The organism is Halobacterium bonnevillei (assembly GCF_009831555.1).
In the GTDB taxonomy this organism is placed as follows: Archaea; Halobacteriota; Halobacteria; order Halobacteriales; family Halobacteriaceae; genus Halobacterium; species Halobacterium bonnevillei.
The window spans coordinates 1-18,525 of the sequence record NZ_WUUU01000044.1 but is presented as its reverse complement, the minus strand read 5'-3'; the positions used below and the strand labels follow the sequence as shown (position 1 = coordinate 18,525).

Here is an 18,525-nt window from a genome sequence, read left to right as displayed (position 1 = left end):
CCGGCCGGACGTCCTTCGCGACGTTCACGAGCTGGAGCAGGAGCGCGAACGAGCGCGCGTGCTCCCGCATCGTCGACGCCTCGGTCGTCGACGCGTCGTCCGCCAGCAGCTCCGTCACGAGCTCCCCCACAGTGCCCGCGACGTACCAGCAGTACTCCTCGAGTTCCTCGACGGACTGGATGCGGAGGCCCCCGTCCTCCTCGTAGCGCTCCACGAACGCCGCCATCCCCGTCGCCATCTCGCGCACGGTCGGCCGAATCGCTTCCTGCGCGTCCGCGTCCAGGCTCTCGAACGCCCGCAGCACGCGCGGCGCCTCCGCGACGACCGTCCAGTCCGCGTTCCGCTCCGCGGGCAGCACTGGCTCGACGGCCGCCTCGAAGTCCTTTGCGGTCGCGTCCGCGTCCGGGTCGAGGACGCTGTCGTACGTTCGCAGCAGCGCCGCCTGCTCGGCCGGCGGTATCTCGGTGGCGTCCTCGATCGTGTCGGCGACTCGACACAGAAGATAGCCGACGCAGATCCGGGTCGCCATCGGCTCTTCGAGCGCGTCGATCGTCAACGCGAACGTCCGGGAGACGTCCTGGACTGTGTCGTGGCACCACGCGCGCTCTGACGCGGCGTACTGGGGGAACTGGGGGTGGCCTCCGACCATCGGTGTACCTCTGCTAAGGGCACCACGCGCAAAAAGGGTCGGGACTGTCGGCGCGGTTCGTCGGACAGCCGATACGCTGTTCGATACGGGTCATTCGGACAGCACGTCCGGCCGTCTGTCGGCGTCCTGTGACGTTACTCCGGGCCACCGTCGACGACGAGCGAGTCGAGGATGTACTCGTCGATGGCCCGGCGCGTCTCCTTCGGCGCGTCGTCGTGCCCGAGTGAGATTCTGCGTTCGCGACCGACGTGGATCACGTCAGTGATGAGCTGGCCGACGAGCTCGGCGTCGACCTCTCGGAACACGCCCTCCTCCATGCCGTCCTCGACCACGTCGACGATACTCTGCTTGATCTGGTCGTAGTGCTCGTCGAGAATCTCGCGGTGGCGGTCGTCGTTCTGGGCGTGCGCGAACAGTTCGTGGTAGACCTTCATGCGCTCCCAGTGGCCGAACTCGTCGAACTCCGGCCCGAACAGGCACTGGTCGATGCGCGCCTGGAGTTCGGTCCACGGGTCGGCGGACTCGTCGACTTCGACGCTACCCTCGTACTGCTCGGCGACGTACCTGAGAAACGACGCCAGCAGGTCGTTCTTTCCGTCGAAGTGGTAGTGGATCACCTGCCTGGTCAGCTCCATCTCGTCGCCGATGTCCCGCATCCGGAGGTCGGTGTAGCCGCGTTTCGCCAGCGCGCGAAACGTCGCCTCCATGATGACCTCCCGGGTGTCCTTGGCGGAGACCTTCTCGTCAGCGACATCGACCTCCCCGCCGCCGGCGTCGTCCCCGCTGAACTCGCTCATACGTCGACTCCGGCGACGAGCTATTTAATTCGATTGCTCCGCACAGCTGTTTACCGTGCAGTAAATTTTTACCCTCCTGGTCAATCTGTCCACGTGCGTATGTCACAAACTATCATTCGGGGCGGGACGATCGTCTCGCTCGACCCGGACGTCGGGGAGATCGAGGACGGCGACGTACTGATCGAGGACGGCGAAATCGTCGACGTCGGACGAGGACTGACCGCCTCGAACGCCGACGTCATCGACGCCGAGAACCACATCGTGCTCCCGGGGTTCGTCGACTCGCACATTCACCTCGCACAGACCCAGGTCAGGGGCATCGCCGGTGACTGGTCGCTCATGGGTGAATACTTCGACCACATGCTCGGCAACATCACCGGGCTCTACCAGCCCGAAGACATGTACCTCGGCGGCCTCTTCGGCGGACTGGAGAAGCTCTATACCGGGACCACCACGGCCTTGGACTGGTCGTACCCCAACACGCTCGAACACGGCGAACGGGCCGTCGACGCGCTGAAGGACGCTGGACTGCGCGCGGTGTACACGTACGGCCCGCCGGGTGACGACGCGGCGAAGTGGTGGTTCGAGAGCGACGTCGGCCTCCCCGAACAGAACATCCGCGACCTCTACGAGGAGCAGATCCGCGACGACGACCTGCTCAGCTTCGCGCTCGGGCTCCGGGGGCCGGACTTCTGTACCGACGAGACAGCGCGCAGCGACCTGGAACTGGCGCGAGAGCTGGGGGTGCTCGCGACCATCCACATGGGGGCGGCGCTGTGGCCGTCGTCGGTCTACGGCGAGGACTACCAGGGCTTCGGCGCCATCCACGACATGCTCGGCACCGACGTCAACGTCGCCCACGGGAACCACTTCTCGCAGGAGGACGTCCAGCACGCGGTCGACGCCGGCGCGTCCTTCTCGTCGACGCCGGAGGTCGAAATGCAGATGGGGCACGGCATCCCGGTCACGGACAAGGTCCTCGAGGCGGGCGGCCGACCGACGTGGGGCGTCGACGTCTGCTCGTCCGTGAGCGGCGACATGGGCTCGCAGATGCGCATCGGCCTCCAGCTCCAGCGGATGTTCGACAACCAGGCGGTCCTCGAGGGCGACGAGGAAGTCACCGAGGTCTCGATCACCTGCCGGGACACCCTCGAGATGGCGACGATCGAGGGCGCGAGGGCGCTGGGACTGGAGGACGAGATCGGGACGCTCACCCCCGGCAAGCGGGCCGACGTCGTCATGATTCGGACCGACGACTTCATGACGGCGCCGTCGCACTCGCCGGTCCAGACCGCCGTCTTCCAGTCCGACCCGTCACACATCGACACCGTTCTGGTCGACGGCGAACCAGTCAAGCGGCACGGGGAGTTGCTCAATCCGCTCGCCGAGGCGGAGTTCGACCGGTTCGTGCAGTCCGGGCGGCGACTGGTAGACGAGGCCGGCATCGACCTGTAACCGACGACTGCGAGCCCCCGTTGCGGAACGGGACTCGCGCGATTCCATCACATGCACATTGGACAATACGAGACGACAGGCGAGAACGGGACGACGGAACGACGATGGTGTGGCGTGCGAACGTCCGCCGACCGCGTCGTCGACGTGACGGCGGCCGGCGAGGCGGCCGGTATCGAGATTCCGCGAGCGACCACCGACGTCCTCGCGGAGTGGCAGTGGCAGCGGAAGCTAACCCTGGCAACCGAGTACGCCGAGGAGACGGGCGTCGGTGTCCACGACGTCGACGACGTGAGACGGCTCGCGCCGGTATCCGACCCCGGGAAGATCGTGTGTGTCGGCCTGAACTACAGGGACCACGCAGAGGAGGGCGACAACCCGATTCCCGACGAACCGGTGCTCTTCTCGAAGTTCCCGACGTCGGTGACCGGTCCCGGGGGAACGGTCGGCTGGGATCCCGAGTACACGGAGAAAGTGGACTTCGAGGCGGAACTGGTCGCCGTCGTCGGCCGTCGCGCCCGCCGAGTGGACCCCGAGGACGCACTGGACCACGTCGCCGGCTACCTGGCCGGCAACGACGTCTCGGCGCGCGACCTCCAGCACGGCGACGGGCAGTGGGTCCGGGGGAAGAGCCTCGATACGTTCGCCCCCATCGGCCCGGAACTGGTCACGATGGACGAGATCGACGACCCGCACGACCTCGACATCTGGGCGGATGTCAACGGGGAGCGACTGCAGGATTCGTCGACGTCGAACCTGATATTCGGCGTCGACGAACTCGTGTCGTTCTGCAGCCAGGCGTTCACCCTCGAGCCCGGGGACCTCGTCTTCACGGGCACGCCGCCGGGCGTCGGTGTCTATCGGGAGCCACCCGTGCTCCTCGAGGACGGCGACACGGTCACGGTCGGGATCGATGGGGTTGGCGAGCTCACGAACGAGTTCGCGTACCAGTGACGCGGCAGTCACCGTGGTTCGGACTGGCGGCCGCGTCTGGACGTCACTGTGGGTCGGTCTGACGCCCGCGTCGGACGCCGCGGTCTATCGGTTTGACGACCGAACTCGTGGTGCCGGAGCCGCTGCTTCGTTCGAGCCCGAGTTTACCAGGTAGTAAAAACTATTGGCCCCCCGGTCGAGTGTGTGTGCATGGATACCGTGACTCCAGGCGACAGCGACGTCATCACACAGCTCCGTTCGGCGAACCGACGGGAGGACTTCGGGGGTCGGCGCTCCGGCGAGTACACGCATTGGATCGAGGAGCAGCTGTCCTGGAAGGAGACCTGCTACCTCGGCGATTGGTCGTTCCTCGCGAACCTCTCCCTGGAGGGCCCGGACGCCCGCGACCTCTTGGCGGACCTCAGCATCAACTCCTTCGACGACTTCGCCGTCGGCCAGGGCAAGCACCTCGTCCAGTGCACCGAGGACGGCTACGTCGTCGCGGACGGCGTGCTGGTCCGAGACGGCGACGACTCGTTCGTCGTCCACGGCGTCCCGGCGTACTGGACCGACTTCAACCGCCGCAGCGGCGACTACGACGCGTCCGCGACCTTCCGCGACACGTTCAACTTCCAGGTCCAGGGACCGAACGCGCTCGCGGTCCTCGACGCGCTCGCAGACCACGACCTCCGGGACGTCGACTTCATGCACTCCGGGACGCTCGAGATCGCCGGCACGGACGTCAGGGCCGTCCGGTTCGGAATGTCCGGCGAACTCGGGTTCGAACTCCACGGCCCGGGAGCGGCCAAGCAGGAAGTGTGGGACGCGATCCTGGACGCCGGCGAGGCACACGGAATCCGGCGACTGAGCGTGAAGACGTCCTCGATCAATCAGCTCGAAGCGGGGATTGCGACGCGCGTCCGCGACTTCATCTCCGCCATCTTCGGCGACGACATGGCCGACTACCGCGAGTACCTCGAGGCGAACGCCCACCGGGACCTCGTCACGCACCCGATCGAGGGGAGTTTCGACGCGGACGACGTCGAGGCCTGGTATCGAACCCCCGTCGAACTCGGGTGGCACTACTCGGAGTTCGACCACGACTTCCTCGGTCGCAGCGCGCTCGAAGCCGAGGCCGCCGACCCCGAGCGAACGTTCGTGACCCTCGAGTGGAACGAGGCGGACGTGGTCGACGTGTACGCGTCGCTCTTCCGCGACGGCGACACCCACAAGTACATGGACATGCCCCACCAGCAGAAGCGAGCGATGGTGGCCGACCGCGTGCTGAAAGACGGCGAGGACGTCGGCGTAGCGACGATGCGCGGCTACAGTTACTACTTCCGAGAGATGCTGTCGCTGTGCACCATCGACGTCGAGCACAGCGACCCGGGCACGGAAGTCACGGTCCTCTGGGGCGAAGGCAGCGACCCGACCAGTCCAACGGTCGAGGACCACGCCCAGAAGGAGGTCCGGGCCACGGTCGCCGGTCGACCGTACAAGGAGGACCGGCGGCGGGAGGACATCCGCTCGGCGGAGTGAGCCGGCCGACCGGTCGGCCCGAGGCGCGCTACCAGGAGTGACTGTCCACGCGCGGCCGAGATCCGGTTACTCGGCGATGCCGCCGTTCAGTCGCCGATGCCGTACACGGTCCGCGGATTCGCGAGGACCACTCGCCGGATCGCGTCGACGTCGATGCCGAACTTGTAGAGGTCGATGATCGCTCGCTTGACAGAGTTGACGTCCGAGCGGATGACGTTCGCGGCGTCCGTGTCGATCATGATGCGCTCCGGCCCGTACTCGTCGATCGCGTCGGCGACGACTTCGGCCGTGATGGCGCTGAACCACGACTGCCCGATGGTGAAACTCGCGTAACAGTCCGTCTCCTCCATGACGTACTCGAGGTTGTTCTGGTCGGCGTGTGACGCGACGAGCTGGTCCTCCGGGAGCCCCGCGTCGCGTGCCGCCTGCACGTCGACTTTGACCGCTTCGAGCGCCGGGTTGTCGGCGTCGATGACCGGGTCCGTTCCCAGGTCGGCGTTCTTCTCGTACCCGGGCGTTCCCGTTCCGGCCCGGTACGGCCGGTCGGCCGCCGAGGCCTGGTTCGGCGTGTGGAGGATGACCGGCAGGTCCTCGGTCGCCGCGAGTTCCATCTGGGCGCCGACGACTGCTCGCTGTTCGTCGAGGTCCCAGGCGCTGACGTGCTGGGTCGGCGTGACGCCCGTCTCGCCGATCGCGACGACTTCGTCCCGTCGGCAGTACGCCGCCATCGCGTCCAGCAGGTCGCCGGGATTCTCGACGCGAACACCGGTGTGGATGCCGATGCCCAGCGCCGCCTCGAAGCCGTGCTCGCGCTGGATCGCCAGCCGGCGGTTGAACGCGTCGTCCCAGAGGAAGCGGACGTCCGACGCCCTGACGGGCCGGTAGGGCGTCCAGTGGTACCCGGAGGCCACCATCACCATCGCGCGACACCCCGCGAGGGCGTACTGCTCTCTGTCGGACCAAGAGAGCGTGTGGGCGTGGTTGTGTCCGTCGATCCAGGGGAGGTTGAGGAGTTCTGTGGGAACGCCCCCGTCAGGCTGGTCGGCGTGCGAGACGTCGGTCGGACGGACTGTCGGCGGTGCGTCTGTCATCGGCTATCTGGACTCCAGGCGGTGGCTAGTCCGGGCTGGTTCGTGGCTGGTCGTGGACATGGTTGGACTGTGGAGCGGCCAGCATTTTACAGTTTGGTAAATCTTTATAGTGTGTGGGATTGACACACGGACTGCATGACGCTACTGATCGGGACTGACGACGGGCTCTACCGCGTCGGGTCCGTTCCCTTCGACCGGGACGAGACCGACCAGGTCCTGGACTGCGGGGTCGTCACGGCGGTCCAGTCGTGGGAACACACCGAGGGCGTCTTCGTCGCGTCCTCGACCGGCGCGTACCGGTCCCTGGACGGCGGCGACTCCTGGACGGACCTCGACGTCCCGCTCGGCGACCGCTTCTGGCACGCCGGCGAGAGCGAGGTCTGGTCCATCCTCGCGACGGCCGACGGCGTCCTCTACGCAGGCACGAACGACCCCTACGTCTACCGGTCGGTCGACGACGGCGAGACGTGGTCTGAACTGAAGGGATTCCGGGACCTCCCCTCCCGCGGTCACTGGGAGTCACCGATCGACCCGCACTACGCGCGACTGCGTGCGCTGGCGGTCGTTCCCGGCCGGCCACAGCAACTCATCGCCGGCGTCGAAGCGGGCGGCATCCACCTCAGCGATGACGGCGGCCAGACCTGGACCGACCGACGCGACACCATCGTCGACGACGTGCACCAGGTCCTCCCGATCTCCGAAGACGTCTGGCTCGCCACGACCGGCTACCTCGACCACAACCTCGAGAACCTGGGGCTCGGCCACGCCGTCGGCGCAGGCGGCCTCTACCGCACGACCGACGGCGGCGACTCGTGGAACCGACTCGACGACGGCAACGACTTCTCGTACATCCGGCGCGTGTTCGTCCACGACGGCACCGTCATCTTCTGTGGCGGCGAGGAAGCGCCGCCGGCGTGGGTGAACGACGACCACGAAACCGCCCTCTTCGAATCGACGAACTTCGGCCGGGACTTCGAACGCGTCCCCTACCCGGGCGAACCTCACGAAGTCGTCGAGACGTGGACCGTCCACGACGGCGACGTCCTCTGCGGGTCCGGCCTGTTCGACGTCCCCGACCAGCGCGACGACGTCGAGGGACGCATCATGCGGCGGACCAGCGCCGGCGACTACGAGACGGTCGGCCGCATCGGCGCGAACGTCAGTCGAATCGAGGCACTCTGACACCGCCATGACCGACGACGCTCCCCCCACCGAACCCCCGTCCCGCCTCGGCCGACTCCTGTACAGCGGCATCCTCGCGTACATGGCCGTCGACGGCTTCAAGAACAACGAGAAGCGCGTCGACATCGCACGTTCCCAGGGCGTCCCGCTCCCGGAACTTGCGGTCCCGCTCGCCACGGGCCTGTTGCTCGTGTCCAACCTCGGCGTCCTGTTCTGGAAGTTCCCGCGCGCGTGCCTGGCCGGACTCATCACCTTCTTCGTCGGCACGACACCGACGATTCACAGCTTCTGGCAGATGGAGGGCAAGGAACGACAACAGAACAAGATCAACTTCCTGAAGAACGTCGCGCTGCTCGGCGGCGCCATCGTCCTCCTCCACGAAGCGAACGACCAGGCGGACGAGTAACTTGTCGCAGACGTCGACGGGACGAACTGTTCATGGCTCGCTTCGCTCGCCGTTCAGCACTACGTGTCCTCGCTGTGCTCGGGCACGCGCTCCCCGCTCGCCATCGCGCGGTCTCCCGTCGGTCGGCCACGCATCTCGCGGCTCCCCTGGTCGCCGCTCGCCGTGACGTGCTCGCTACTGGCGAGCACGCACATGGGAAAAGTAAAGGAACGACACCGGCTCCCTCTTACCATGGACTTCAGCCTCAGCGCCGAGCAACAACAGATCAAGGACATGGTCTCGGAGTTCGTCGACGAGGAGGTGATTCCGCGGGCCGACGACATCGACCACGACGACGAGTTCCCGTGGGACCTCGTCGACGAGATGAGTGACCTCGGCCTGATGGGGATGCCGTTCCCCGAGGAGTACGACGGGGCTGGGCTCGACTACCACTCGTACGCCATCGCGCTCGAGGAGATTGCGCGGGGCAGCGGCGGGCTCGGAACGGTCGTCGCCGCACACACGAGTCTCGCCGGGAACATGCTCTACGAGTACGGCGACGAGGACCAGAAACAGGAGTACCTCGCCGGGCTGAACCGCGGCGACGACGTCGGCGCGTTCGCGCTCTCGGAAGCCGGCGCGGGCTCGGACGTTCCCTCCATGGAGACCACCGCCGAGAAGGACGGCGACGGGTACGTGGTCAACGGCGACAAACTCTGGATCTCGAACGGCAGCGTCGCGAACACCGTCACGCTGTTCGCGAAGACCGACCCCGACGCCGGCCACAAGGGCATCTCGTCGTTCGTCGTGCGACCCGAGGAAGACGACGGCTTCCACGTCGAGGGCACCGAGGACAAACTCGGCGACAAGGGCTGTCCGACCGCCGAACTCCGGTTCGACGACATGCACATTCCCGAGGACCGCCTGCTCGGCGAGGAAGGCGACGGGTTCCGGCACGCCCTCGAGACGCTGAACGGCGGCCGCATCACCATCGCCGCGCGCTCCATCGGCCTCGCGCGCGCCGCGCTCGACGACAGCCTCGAGTACTCGCAGGCCCGCGAACAGTTCGACCAGCCGATCAGCGAGTTCCAGACCATCCAGCACAAGCTCGCGGACATGGACACGAAAGTCCAGGCCGCGGAGATGCTGATGCACAAGGCCGCGGACAAGAAGATCCGCGGCGAGGACTTCATCAAGGAGGCCGCACAGGCGAAACTCTACGCCTCCGAGATCAGCCGCGAGGTCACCAACGAGGGCATCCAGATCCACGGCGGCTACGGCTACACGAAGGACTTCGCGGTCGAACGCTACTACCGGGACGCGAAACTCAACGAGATCTACGAGGGGACCAGCGAAGTCCTCCGGAACACCATCGCGCAGCGACTCCTGAAGTAGCGGTCCCGCTACCAGGTTTCCCCGCGACCTATGCTCGCTTCGGCGACCCGACGTTCCTCGCGCGTGGCGACGACCAGGTGTGGTTCCTCGTAATCTACCCAGACGGGGACGAGCTACGGGTGCCCGCTCGGACGGGACGACGCGATCGTCGCGATGGCGGGTTTCTCGAAAGGATTCCCGAAGTCCGTTGGAATCCGTTCCAGGTCCTGCGTAGGGCCCGCCAGCGCTGTTGAATCTGCGGGCGAGTCGGGGCGCGTCAGAGCACGTTCCTGAAGGCCAGCACGACGCCGACGCCGACCGCCAGCGACGCGAGCAGGTTCCCGGTTTTGCGCGCGGTGGCGAGCGTCGCGGCCGCCGCGACCCATTCGGGAACGCCGCCGTTCGCGAGCGCCGGCGCGACGAACGAGACGATGACGGCGCCGGGGAGCACGTCGATGCCGGCTTCCATGCGCTCGGAGAGGTCGATTCGGCCGACCGCCCAGAGCCCGCTGGCTTTCGTCGCGTACGTGACGGTGGCCATCGCGAGAATCACGGCGACGACGGTCGGGTCGAGGCTGAGCGAGTCACTCACCGGCAGTCACCTCCGTTGGGTCCTCCGGTTCGTGGGTCGCTATCTCGACGGCCGCGCCGGCGAGCGCGCCGCCGATGATGTACCACTGCCCCGGGACGAGCGCGTTCGCGGCGACCGCCACGGCCGCGGCGGCAATCCACGGTCGCAGCGATTCGCGCCCCTGCCAGAAGCCCGCGGCGAGCGTCAGGAAGATGGCGGTCACGGCGAAGTCCAGGCCGTACTGCGCGGGGTCGCCGACCAGATCGCCGGCCGTGGCGCCGACGACGGTGGCAGCAATCCACAGCAGCCACAGCACGACCCCGCTGCCCAGGAGGAACGCGCCCCGGGTGTCGCCGTTCCGGAACGACGCCATCGTGAGCGCCCAGTTCTCGTCCGCGAAGAAGAACACGCTCGAGTACGCTTGCCCGGGTGTCAGCTGCCGGAACCACGGTCTGAGCGCGGCGCCCATCAGGACGTACCGGAGGTTCACGACGGCCGTCGTCGTCACAATCGCGACTGCCGGAATCGGGTTCGCCCACAGTTCTACCGCGACGAGCTGCGCGGCCCCAGCGAGTACCGTCGCGCTCATCAGCGCGGCTTCCGGGACGCTCAGGCCGGCTCGGCTGGCGACGACGCCGAAGACGACGCCGTAGCCCGCGACCCCGAGCGCGACCGGGACCCCGGCCAGGAATCCCTGCCGGAAGCCAGCCGTCGTGAACGTCACGGACTGGGCCTCGGGATCTGCGTCGGTCGGAGCCGTCTCGGCCGCATCGCGGTGCTCGGCCGACGCGTCCCCCTCAGGCACTGCTCCCACACTCCGCTTCCTGGTGCTCCGCATCCAGACGCATCGGCTGCAGCAACGCCGGCCGCCCGCATAATCGCTTTGAAGAAGGCGCGGTCGCCGCCGCGCCCGCACCCGATTTCCGCGACCACGCCGGGCCGTGACGGCGGCCGACTCACGGAACCGGCGTCGGCTGCAGGTCCTCGGGGCCGAGCCTGATTTCGATTCGCGCGCCGCCCGCGCTTCCCCGTTTGGCCGCGCACTCCCACCCGTGCGCTTCGCCGAGCGGTATTGGTGGCGAATCTGCCATCGTTTCTGTCGGGGTGGATTCGTGGGATTCCTTCGGGAGACGCGCCCGTAGCCGACGAACGTCCGACGCGGAGTCGGTGACTGTCAGTTTGCTGCCGCTACGTGGACCGTCTCCGCCACGAGAGATAGGCCGTCGCGCTGTTTTGCCGCGGGCCGAAAACCGCCCCGTGCTTAAGTGCCTCCCCGAAGAATCTCGCCGGGGCAGTGCTCCGGGGTCGGATCCGCCGCGCTCTTGTCGCGGACCGAGCGTTTCGTACTCGGCTCTGACCGCGGTTTCGTGGCGTCTCGCACCCCTCAAACTACGGGCCACGGTAACAGTTAACACTGTAGGCGTCAAACTTCTAGAACACGTTCCCGCCGCGAGCTCCACCCCGGGCGGCGGAGCGCAGGGAGCGCACACACCTGGTGAGACCATGTCAGCAACAGCCGAATCGAACAAGAAACTGGTTCGAGAGTACCTGAACGCGTTCAACGACCGGGACCGAGAACGGCTCTCCGAACTCCTCGCGGAGGACGCCGTCGAGCACGGGATCCACGAGGAGTTACGCGGCACCGACGAAATCCTGGAGTTCCTGGACCGGTACGTCGAGGTGTTCCCGGATTACTCCGGCGAGACCGAGGCGATGGTCGCCGATGGCGACACCGTCGCAGTCCGGTACACCGTCAGCGGCACGCACAAGGGCGAGTACCTCGACGTCGAGCCGACCGGGTACAGGGCCGAGTGGACTGGGATGGCCTTCTACCGCGTCGAGGGCGGCGAAATCGCGGAGGCCTGGATCGAGGAGGACAGGCTCGGCCTGCTGGAACACCTCGAGGCCGTCGACCCGCCCGCCCACCTCCGGATCTGACGCTCGCGGGACGACGGCTCCCCGGACCCGCCGTGTTTTTGCCGTGGCCGCGCCAACGTCCGGCGATGACCGAGCAGACCGCCGAGGCCGACGGGGTCACCGCCCACTACTACGAGACCGACACGGAGCGCGTCCTCGCGTTCGAGGGCGACGGCGCCACCGCGGCCATCGCCCAGAACAGGGAGGGCTACGCGATGTTGAAGGTGCGGCCGAGCGCGGACGGCGACGAACTCGAGCGCTACTACGGTTTCGACATGGCGCTGGACCACGCCGCGGAACTCCTCGGCAGGAACCCCGACGACCTCCCGATCCCCGACGCTGCGGCTGACATGGGCATGTAATCCGCTGACACGGGCACGTCCCTGTGGTGGCTCGAATCACGCCGCCGTCGAGCGAGCCAGGGTTCCCGCATCCGCACGGCTTTTGAACCCGCTCGGCCAACTAGCAGGCATGACAACGGTTCGAGTGGCCGGAGTCGGACTCACCCACTTCGGCACCCATCCCGAGCGCACGAGCCGCGATCTCTTCGCGGAAGCGGGGCTGACGGCGCTCGAGGACGCAGGCGTGGACCGCGACGACGTCGAGGCGGTCTACTACGGGAACTTCATGGGCGAGTTGAGCGAGCACCAGGGCCACCAGGGCCCGCTGGCTGCCGAAGCGCTCGGCGTGCAGGCGCCGGCGACGCGCTACGAGAGCGCGTGCGCGTCCAGCGGCGTCGCGCTCCGACAGGCCGTCCGAGACGTCCGCAACGGCGAAGCGGACCTCGCGGTCGTCGGCGGCGCCGAACGCATGAACAACCTCTCGACGGCGGAGTCGACGGAGGCGCTGGCCATCGCGGCGGACGACCTCTACGAGGTCCGCGCGGGCGTGACCTTCCCCGGGGCGTACGCGATGATGGCGACGGCGTACTTCGACCAGTTCGGGGGGACGCGGGAGGACCTCGCGCACATCGCCGTGAAGAACCACGAGAACGCGCTCGTGAACGAGCACGCACAGTACCAGCGCGAGATCAGCGTGGAAGAAGCGCTCGACTCGCCGCCGGTCGCGGACCCGCTGCACCTCTACGACGCGTGCCCGGTAACGGATGGCGCGAGCGTGGTCGTTCTCGCCAGCGAGTCGTACGCCGACGAACACGACCTCGACGCGGGCGTGGCTATCACCGGGACCGGCCAGGGCGGGGACATGATGGCGCTCCACGACCGCGAGGACGTCGCGACCTCACCGGCCGCGACAGCCGCCGCCGAGGAGGCGTACGCGGACGCTGGCGTCGCGGCCGGCGACGTCGACGTCGCGGAGGTCCACGACTGTTTCACCATCGCGGAAGTGCTGGCGACGGAGTCGCTGGGCTTCTTCGAGACGGGCGAGGGCGTGACGGCGGCCCGCGACGGCGTGACGACACAGCGCGGCGACCTCCCGGTGAACCTCTCGGGCGGCCTGAAGGCGAAGGGCCACCCGGTCGGTGCGACCGGCACCAGCCAGGTCGCGGAACTCACGAAACTGCTGCAGGGAGACCACGTCAACAGCAAGTACGTGCCCGACGCGCGCGTCGGCGTCGCGCACAACGCCGGCGGGACAGTGGCGAGCGCCGTCGTCCACGTCATGGAGGCAGTCGAATGACCCGCGAAGACAGCGACCGCGTCCGCGACGAGGGGTTCGACGACTTCCTGGACGCGCTGGCGGACGGCGAGGGCTACTACGTCGAGTGCGCGAACGGCCACGGGAGTCTGCCGCCGCGGCGCGTGTGCCCGCACTGCGGGAGCGCGGTTCTCGCGGACGAACCGCTTCCCGAGACCGGCGAGGTCGTGACGCACACGCAGGTGCACGTGCCGACGCCGGCGTTCGCCGAAGACGCGCCGTACGTGAACGCGGTCGTCGACTTCGGCGCGGTGCGGTTGACCGGCCAGGTCCTGGCCGACGCCGCGGACGTGACCGTCGGGACGACTGTCGAACCCGCCGTCAGCGAGACGGCGACGACGGGCGAGCGGCTACTGGTGTTCGAGCAGCGGTAAGTCCTCGCGCACCGCGTCGAGGAACACCTCGGGCTGTTCTGCGTGCGGGACGAGTCGCGTCTCGTTGACGACGACGAGCCGCGCGTCGGCGTCCTCGGCGATGCTGCGGCCGACGGACAGCGACGTGAGCGTGGCTTCGCGCCCCCAGACCAGCGTCACCGGGCAGTCGCGGTCGGCGAGTTCCGCGCCGAGGTCGATGCCGGAGTCGAGGAATCCGCCGACGAACGATGCCGGCGCGAAGCGCGCGCCCTCCTGGTGGGCGGTCCGCCACTGGTAGTCCAGGACGTCCGCTGTGACGCGGTCCGGGTAGTAGAAGGCGTCGCGTTCGTTGAAGAACCGCAGCGAGGGCTTGCTCGTCACAGCGTTGAACACCGTGTCCCCGACCACCGGCGTCCGCATCAGCGCGCGGAGCCACGGCCGCCGCGGCCCGGTGTCCGCGGTCGGACAGACCAGCAGCAGTCCGGCGACGTCCGTTCGTTCGGCCGCGACGGTCGCCCACGACCCCGACAGCGAACTCCCGAGGACGACGGGTTCGTCTGCGACGTCGGCGAGGAAGTTCGTGACGAACGACTCGTACAGCGAGGACGTGTACGCGACCGGCGGTCGGTCCGAGCGGCCGAACCCGGGGAGGTCGGGCGCGATGACGTGGTAGTCCTCGGCGAGGTCCTCGAAGACGTCCGCGAACTCGCGGCTGGACGCCGCCGCGTGCACGCCGTGCAAGCAGACCACGTCGGGGTGGCCCGGGTCGCCGGCCTCGGTGTACGCCACGTCGAACCCCCGCCACCGGTAGGTGCCCTGTGCGCCGGGGAGCGCCGGCGGGAGGTCGCTCGCCTTCGCCCGCAACCCCCGGTCGATGAGTTCGGCGGCGGCTACGGTGCCGACGGCGCCAGCGAGCAGTCTGCGGAGTCGCATGGCCTGAGGTTTGCTCGCCACGCGCTTAGCCGTTGTGACAGTCCCGAGAACCGAGCCCGACTCGTCAGTTGACGCGTCCCGTTCAGTCCCGCTGTGCTTCGAGGCACTCAGCCAGCGGCCCGACGACGTCGTCGGCGATGTCGTAGGGCGTCGTCTCCCCGGCGTCGATGCGTTCGACGAGTTCGTCGATGCCGCCGCGCGCAGCGAGTTCGTCCGCCAGCAGGTCGCTGGCGTCCTCCCGCAGGAGGTTGCGGAGTTCCTCGGCGTGGCGCTGGTGGCGCTGCTGCTCGCGGCGCCCGGATTCGTCGAGCCAGTCGGTGTGGTCGTCGAGCACGCCGAGGAAGTTCTCGACGCCCTCGCCGCTCTTCGCGATGGTCTCGACGACCTCGGGCGTCCAGTCGCCGGGGTCCGCCTCGCGCATGTCCAGCATGTTCTTGAGTTCGGTGACGGTCTTGTCCGCGCCCGTGAGGTCCGCCTTGTTCACGACGAACACGTCGCCGATTTCGAGGATGCCGGCTTTCAGCATCTGGACGTCGTCGCCGGAGGACGGCGGCACGAGCACCGCGACCGTGTCGGCGGTCTTGACGATGTCGACCTCGCTCTGGCCGGCGCCCACCGTCTCGACGATGATCTTGTCCTTGCCGAACGCGTCCAGCGCTTTCACGGCGTCCGCGGTCGCCGTCGAGAGTCCGCCGAGGCTGCCGCGCGCGGACATCGAGCGGAAGAACACGTCCATGTCCGTCGACGTCGACGCCATGCGGATGCGGTCGCCGAGCACCGCGCCGCCCGTGAACGGCGACGACGGGTCGACGGCGATGACGCCGACCTCCTCGCCGGCGTCCCGGTACTGTTTGGCCATCTTGTCCACGAGCGTGGACTTCCCGGACCCGGGGCTGCCGGTGATGCCGACGACGTCCGCGTCGCCGGTGTGGGGGTACAGCGCCGAGACGATGTCCCGGTAGCCGGCCGAGCGGTTCTCGATTTTCGTGATGGTGCGCGCGAGCGCGCGGTGCTTCCCCGCGAGCAGGTCGTCGACGAGGTCGGGGGCGTCCTGGGTCGCCATCTCAGTCACGAGGCTGGACGTTCTCCCGGATGAATTCGATGGTCTCCTCCATCGGCGTCCCCGGACCGAAGATGGCGTCGACGCCATCCTCCTCGAGGCCATCGCGGTCCTCTTCGGGGATGATGCCGCCGACGATGATGAGCGTGTCCTCGAAGGCGTCGTACTCCTGGAGGCCCTCGACGATCTTCGGGACGAGCGTGTTGTGCGCGCCGGAGAGGATAGAGATGCCGAGGACGTCGACGTCCTCCTGGACGGCCGCCTGGACGATCTCCTCCGGGGCCTTGTGGAGGCCCGAGTAGATGACCTCGAAGCCGGCGTCCCGGAACGCCCGCGTGATGACGTGCGCGCCCCGGTCGTGGCCGTCGAGTCCGACCTTGGCCACGAGACACCGGATGTTCCGCTGGGATTCCTGACTCATGGACGGTGATTACCCGTATACGGGTTTCACTCTAACGGACTTCAATTACAGTTTAGTTGACCTATCGCAATCGTATTTGACTCCATCGCCGGCTGCAACTGCGGAGCGGTCGGACGACGACGGCAGCGAGAACCGCTCGGGCCGCTGACCGCGACGGCACCCGAACGGGTGCGAGGGCTGCGGAAGACCGGAAGCGAAAGCGGGTTGGTGGGCCGACGCTAACCCCCGGCCATGGCAACCGTCGACGCCCCCCGGTACGCGTACGAGCACCCACGTCGCGTCACCGCCGTCCTCTCCGTGATCGGGTACGCCCTCGTGGCCAGCGCGTTCGCGGACCTCCTGCCGCTGTTCCCCGAACTCTCCCGGGAGACCGTGCTGTTGTTCTCGGACGCCATCGCCGTGGTGAACTCGATAGCCCTGCTCACGCTGCTGGCGGGTGCAGCGTTCATCAAGCGCGGGGACGTCCGCAAACACCGCGCCGCGATGCTCGCCGCGTTCGCGCTCATCTGCGTGTTCCTCGTGCTGTACCTCTGGAAGGTCGGCGGCGGCTTCGAGAAGGGCATCGTCATCGAGGAGGGCCAGTTCCTCGCCGCGTACGCCGGCACCGTGAAACTCGCCTACCTCGCGATGCTCGCGGTCCACATCCTCCTCTCGGTGCTGGCGGTCCCCGTCGTCCTCCACGCGGTCGTCCTCGGGTTGACCCACGACCCAAGCGAACTCGTGGACACGAGCCATCCGACCGTCGGCCGCATCGCCGTCGCCGCGTGGTCGACCTCCCTGTTCCTCGGCGTCGTGACCTACTGGATGCTCAACCACGTCTACTCGTGGGCGCCCCGGTAGCAGCGACCAGCGTCGACGCGCCCGGGTCGATCCGACTCGAACAGATTAAAATCCCCCGTCCGTGCAGGTAGTAGCGATGGACGCGCAGGCCGCCCAGGATGCCCAGACCGACGGCGACGACCCACAGGTCTGGCGCTGCAAGCAGTGCGGCGCACGCCAGCCAGACCCCGATCCGCCCTGCGAGCGCTGCTGGAACACGACGTTCGTCACGGGCGAGGGTGCGAGTGCCGTCGCCGGCCCGAACACTGCGCCGACGCTCGGCGCGACTGCCCCACAGGTCGCACGCGTGAAGGCAGCGACCGGTCGATCGGCCGCGCTCAGCGGCATGCTCACCGCGGTCTTCGCGCTCGTCCACGGCACGGTCTCGCTCGGCCAGACGCTGGACGGCCTCGTGTTGACGGGACTGGTGGCGGCCGGCGGGACGACGGCCGTCTTCCTGTTCGTCGCAGTGCTGGCGGCGCTCGCCGACAGCGTCGGCGGGGTCGCGACGGAGTAACGGTCACCTCATTCGGTCCACGGGATGACCGCGGTGCCGACGGCGAACGCCACGATGGCGAGCGCGACGACGACGACCGTGTTGGTCACGACGTCACCGCCGGCGTACGTCGCCGCGCGGACGCCCGCGAGAAGTACGCGAGCGGCGAGAGGTCGACCACCGGCCGGAACCACGCGGGGAACAGTTCGGGCTGGATGAACGTCTCCGAGAGAAAGAGGAGGGGCAACGCGATGCCGTTGCTCGCTGCGATGGCTCCGTCCTGGCCGTCGGCGAAACTCCCGATGACCGCGCCGATGCCGCAGAACACGACGGACGCGGCGGGTACGAGCACGGCCAGCCACGGCGATAGCGTGAACGAGGCGCCGGTGAGCGTGAGCGCGACCAGCAGGACGAGACAGGCCGCGGCGATCAGCGCGACGTTCACGAGCGTGTGCGCGGCCAGCCACTCCGCGCGCGTCAGCGGGGTCGTCGACAGCTTCTCGAAGCGGTTGCCGTCCCGGTAGCGCGCGACGGTGCTCCCGATGCGGGACAGCGGCGTGAACAGCACGACGACGGCGAGATACGCGGGCACGTAGTAGCCCGTCGGCTCCGTGAACAGGCCGCCCGCCCCGGACGCGGTGTTCACCAGGCCAGCGAAGATGACGATGAGTAACACCGGGAAGAAGAACGTGAAGAACACGGCCGTGCGGCGCCGCAGGAACGTCCGGTAGGTCGCGGTGGCTTCCGCGCGAATGCGCGCCAGACGTGTCATCGCTGTCCCTCCGTTCGCGCGCCGCAGCTGTCGTCCGCTCCGGCTCGTGGGTCCCCGTTACTGTCCGTTCCGGCCCGGAGGTCGCCGCTGCCGTCCGCCCCGGCGACTGCGCGCGACGCCTCGAC

General features: G+C 68.1%; 21 protein-coding genes and 1 pseudogene. 12 read left to right on the top strand and 10 right to left on the bottom strand.

The window, feature by feature from the left end; all coding sequences use genetic code 11:
* Both GRX66_RS07585 and GRX66_RS07580 read right to left on the bottom strand, forming a co-directional pair.
* The coding region (locus GRX66_RS07585; protein WP_159526017.1) for a squalene/phytoene synthase family protein at positions 1–649 on the bottom strand (649 nt) is incomplete at its 3' end.
* Positions 650–783: 134 nt separating this feature from the next.
* Positions 784–1,446 (bottom strand): TetR/AcrR family transcriptional regulator, encoded by a 663-nt coding sequence (locus GRX66_RS07580; protein WP_159526016.1) that lies wholly within the window; start codon positions 1,444–1,446, stop codon positions 784–786.
* 99 nt (positions 1,447–1,545) lie between these two features.
* On the opposite strand from GRX66_RS07580, the gene GRX66_RS07575 reads away from it, so the two are divergent.
* The 3 genes from GRX66_RS07575 to GRX66_RS07565 all read left to right on the top strand — a co-directional run bounded on the left by GRX66_RS07575 (position 1,546) and on the right by GRX66_RS07565 (position 5,370).
* Positions 1,546–2,901: an amidohydrolase family protein gene (locus tag GRX66_RS07575; protein WP_159526015.1), complete on the top strand. Its 1,356-nt coding sequence runs from the start codon at positions 1,546–1,548 to the stop codon at positions 2,899–2,901.
* A 51-nt stretch (positions 2,902–2,952) separates the two neighbouring features.
* Positions 2,953–3,852 (top strand): fumarylacetoacetate hydrolase family protein, encoded by a 900-nt coding sequence (locus tag GRX66_RS07570; RefSeq protein WP_159526014.1) that lies wholly within the window; start codon positions 2,953–2,955, stop codon positions 3,850–3,852.
* A gap of 189 nt (positions 3,853–4,041) precedes the next feature.
* A complete protein-coding gene (locus GRX66_RS07565; RefSeq protein ID WP_159526013.1) occupies positions 4,042–5,370 on the top strand; it encodes an aminomethyl transferase family protein in 1,329 nt (442 codons plus the stop codon).
* Positions 5,371–5,456: 86 nt separating this feature from the next.
* On the opposite strand, the gene GRX66_RS07560 is transcribed toward GRX66_RS07565, so the two are convergent.
* The gene (locus tag GRX66_RS07560; protein ID WP_159526012.1) at positions 5,457–6,461 is read right to left on the bottom strand and encodes a TatD family hydrolase; all 1,005 of its coding nucleotides are present in this window, start codon (positions 6,459–6,461) and stop codon (positions 5,457–5,459) included.
* Positions 6,462–6,596: 135 nt separating this feature from the next.
* Here GRX66_RS07560 and GRX66_RS07555 point away from each other — a divergent pair, with 135 nt between their 5' ends.
* Entirely contained in the window at positions 6,597–7,643 is a 1,047-nt protein-coding gene (locus tag GRX66_RS07555) for a WD40/YVTN/BNR-like repeat-containing protein (protein ID WP_159526011.1), read from the top strand.
* Positions 7,644–7,650: 7 nt separating this feature from the next.
* A complete protein-coding gene (locus GRX66_RS07550; protein WP_159526010.1) occupies positions 7,651–8,049 on the top strand; it encodes a DoxX family protein in 399 nt (132 codons plus the stop codon).
* 59 nt (positions 8,050–8,108) lie between these two features.
* Here the strand turns inward: GRX66_RS07550 and GRX66_RS20285 are convergent, their stop codons facing one another.
* A complete protein-coding gene (locus GRX66_RS20285; protein ID WP_267903066.1) occupies positions 8,109–8,243 on the bottom strand; it encodes a hypothetical protein in 135 nt (44 codons plus the stop codon).
* A gap of 37 nt (positions 8,244–8,280) precedes the next feature.
* Between GRX66_RS20285 and GRX66_RS07545 the strand changes: the two genes are divergently transcribed.
* Entirely contained in the window at positions 8,281–9,423 is a 1,143-nt protein-coding gene (locus tag GRX66_RS07545; RefSeq protein WP_159526009.1) for an acyl-CoA dehydrogenase, read from the top strand.
* A gap of 256 nt (positions 9,424–9,679) precedes the next feature.
* Here the strand turns inward: GRX66_RS07545 and GRX66_RS07540 are convergent, their stop codons facing one another.
* Both GRX66_RS07540 and GRX66_RS07535 read right to left on the bottom strand, forming a co-directional pair.
* Positions 9,680–9,994, bottom strand: coding sequence for an AzlD family protein (locus GRX66_RS07540; protein WP_325064000.1), 315 nt, complete (start codon positions 9,992–9,994; stop codon positions 9,680–9,682).
* Positions 9,987–10,778: an AzlC family ABC transporter permease gene (locus GRX66_RS07535; protein ID WP_325063999.1), complete on the bottom strand. Its 792-nt coding sequence runs from the start codon at positions 10,776–10,778 to the stop codon at positions 9,987–9,989. The genes GRX66_RS07540 and GRX66_RS07535 overlap by 8 nt, the downstream gene beginning before the upstream one ends.
* Positions 10,779–11,476: 698 nt before the next feature.
* Here GRX66_RS07535 and GRX66_RS07530 point away from each other — a divergent pair.
* The 4 genes from GRX66_RS07530 to GRX66_RS07515 all read left to right on the top strand — a co-directional run bounded on the left by GRX66_RS07530 (position 11,477) and on the right by GRX66_RS07515 (position 13,920).
* Entirely contained in the window at positions 11,477–11,911 is a 435-nt protein-coding gene (locus GRX66_RS07530) for an ester cyclase (RefSeq protein WP_159526007.1), read from the top strand.
* 65 nt (positions 11,912–11,976) lie between these two features.
* A complete protein-coding gene (locus GRX66_RS07525) occupies positions 11,977–12,252 on the top strand; it encodes a DUF7111 family protein (RefSeq protein ID WP_159526006.1) in 276 nt (91 codons plus the stop codon).
* Between the two features lie 109 nt (positions 12,253–12,361).
* Positions 12,362–13,528, top strand: coding sequence for a thiolase domain-containing protein (locus GRX66_RS07520; protein ID WP_159526005.1), 1,167 nt, complete (start codon positions 12,362–12,364; stop codon positions 13,526–13,528).
* The gene (locus GRX66_RS07515) at positions 13,525–13,920 is read left to right on the top strand and encodes a Zn-ribbon domain-containing OB-fold protein (RefSeq protein WP_159526004.1); all 396 of its coding nucleotides are present in this window, start codon (positions 13,525–13,527) and stop codon (positions 13,918–13,920) included. The genes GRX66_RS07520 and GRX66_RS07515 overlap by 4 nt, the downstream gene beginning before the upstream one ends.
* On the opposite strand, the gene GRX66_RS07510 is transcribed toward GRX66_RS07515, so the two are convergent.
* The 3 genes from GRX66_RS07510 to GRX66_RS07500 form a co-directional block, all read right to left on the bottom strand.
* Entirely contained in the window at positions 13,897–14,832 is a 936-nt protein-coding gene (locus GRX66_RS07510) for an alpha/beta fold hydrolase (protein WP_159526003.1), read from the bottom strand. The genes GRX66_RS07515 and GRX66_RS07510 overlap by 24 nt on opposite strands.
* 82 nt (positions 14,833–14,914) lie before the next feature.
* Entirely contained in the window at positions 14,915–15,895 is a 981-nt protein-coding gene (gene meaB / locus GRX66_RS07505; protein ID WP_159526018.1) for a methylmalonyl Co-A mutase-associated GTPase MeaB, read from the bottom strand.
* 1 nt (position 15,896) lies between these two features.
* The gene (locus tag GRX66_RS07500; protein WP_159526002.1) at positions 15,897–16,313 is read right to left on the bottom strand and encodes a cobalamin B12-binding domain-containing protein; all 417 of its coding nucleotides are present in this window, start codon (positions 16,311–16,313) and stop codon (positions 15,897–15,899) included.
* A gap of 231 nt (positions 16,314–16,544) precedes the next feature.
* Between GRX66_RS07500 and GRX66_RS07495 the strand changes: the two genes are divergently transcribed.
* Together GRX66_RS07495 and GRX66_RS07490 are read left to right on the top strand one after the other, a co-directional pair.
* Positions 16,545–17,153 (top strand): DUF420 domain-containing protein, encoded by a 609-nt coding sequence (locus tag GRX66_RS07495; RefSeq protein WP_159526001.1) that lies wholly within the window; start codon positions 16,545–16,547, stop codon positions 17,151–17,153.
* A 76-nt stretch (positions 17,154–17,229) separates the two neighbouring features.
* A complete protein-coding gene (locus GRX66_RS07490; RefSeq protein WP_159526000.1) occupies positions 17,230–17,649 on the top strand; it encodes a hypothetical protein in 420 nt (139 codons plus the stop codon).
* An 8-nt stretch (positions 17,650–17,657) separates the two neighbouring features.
* On the opposite strand, the pseudogene GRX66_RS07485 reads toward GRX66_RS07490, so the two are convergent.
* Positions 17,658–18,400 (bottom strand): annotated as a pseudogene (locus GRX66_RS07485) (ABC transporter permease).
* Between the last annotated feature and the right edge of the window lie 125 nt (positions 18,401–18,525).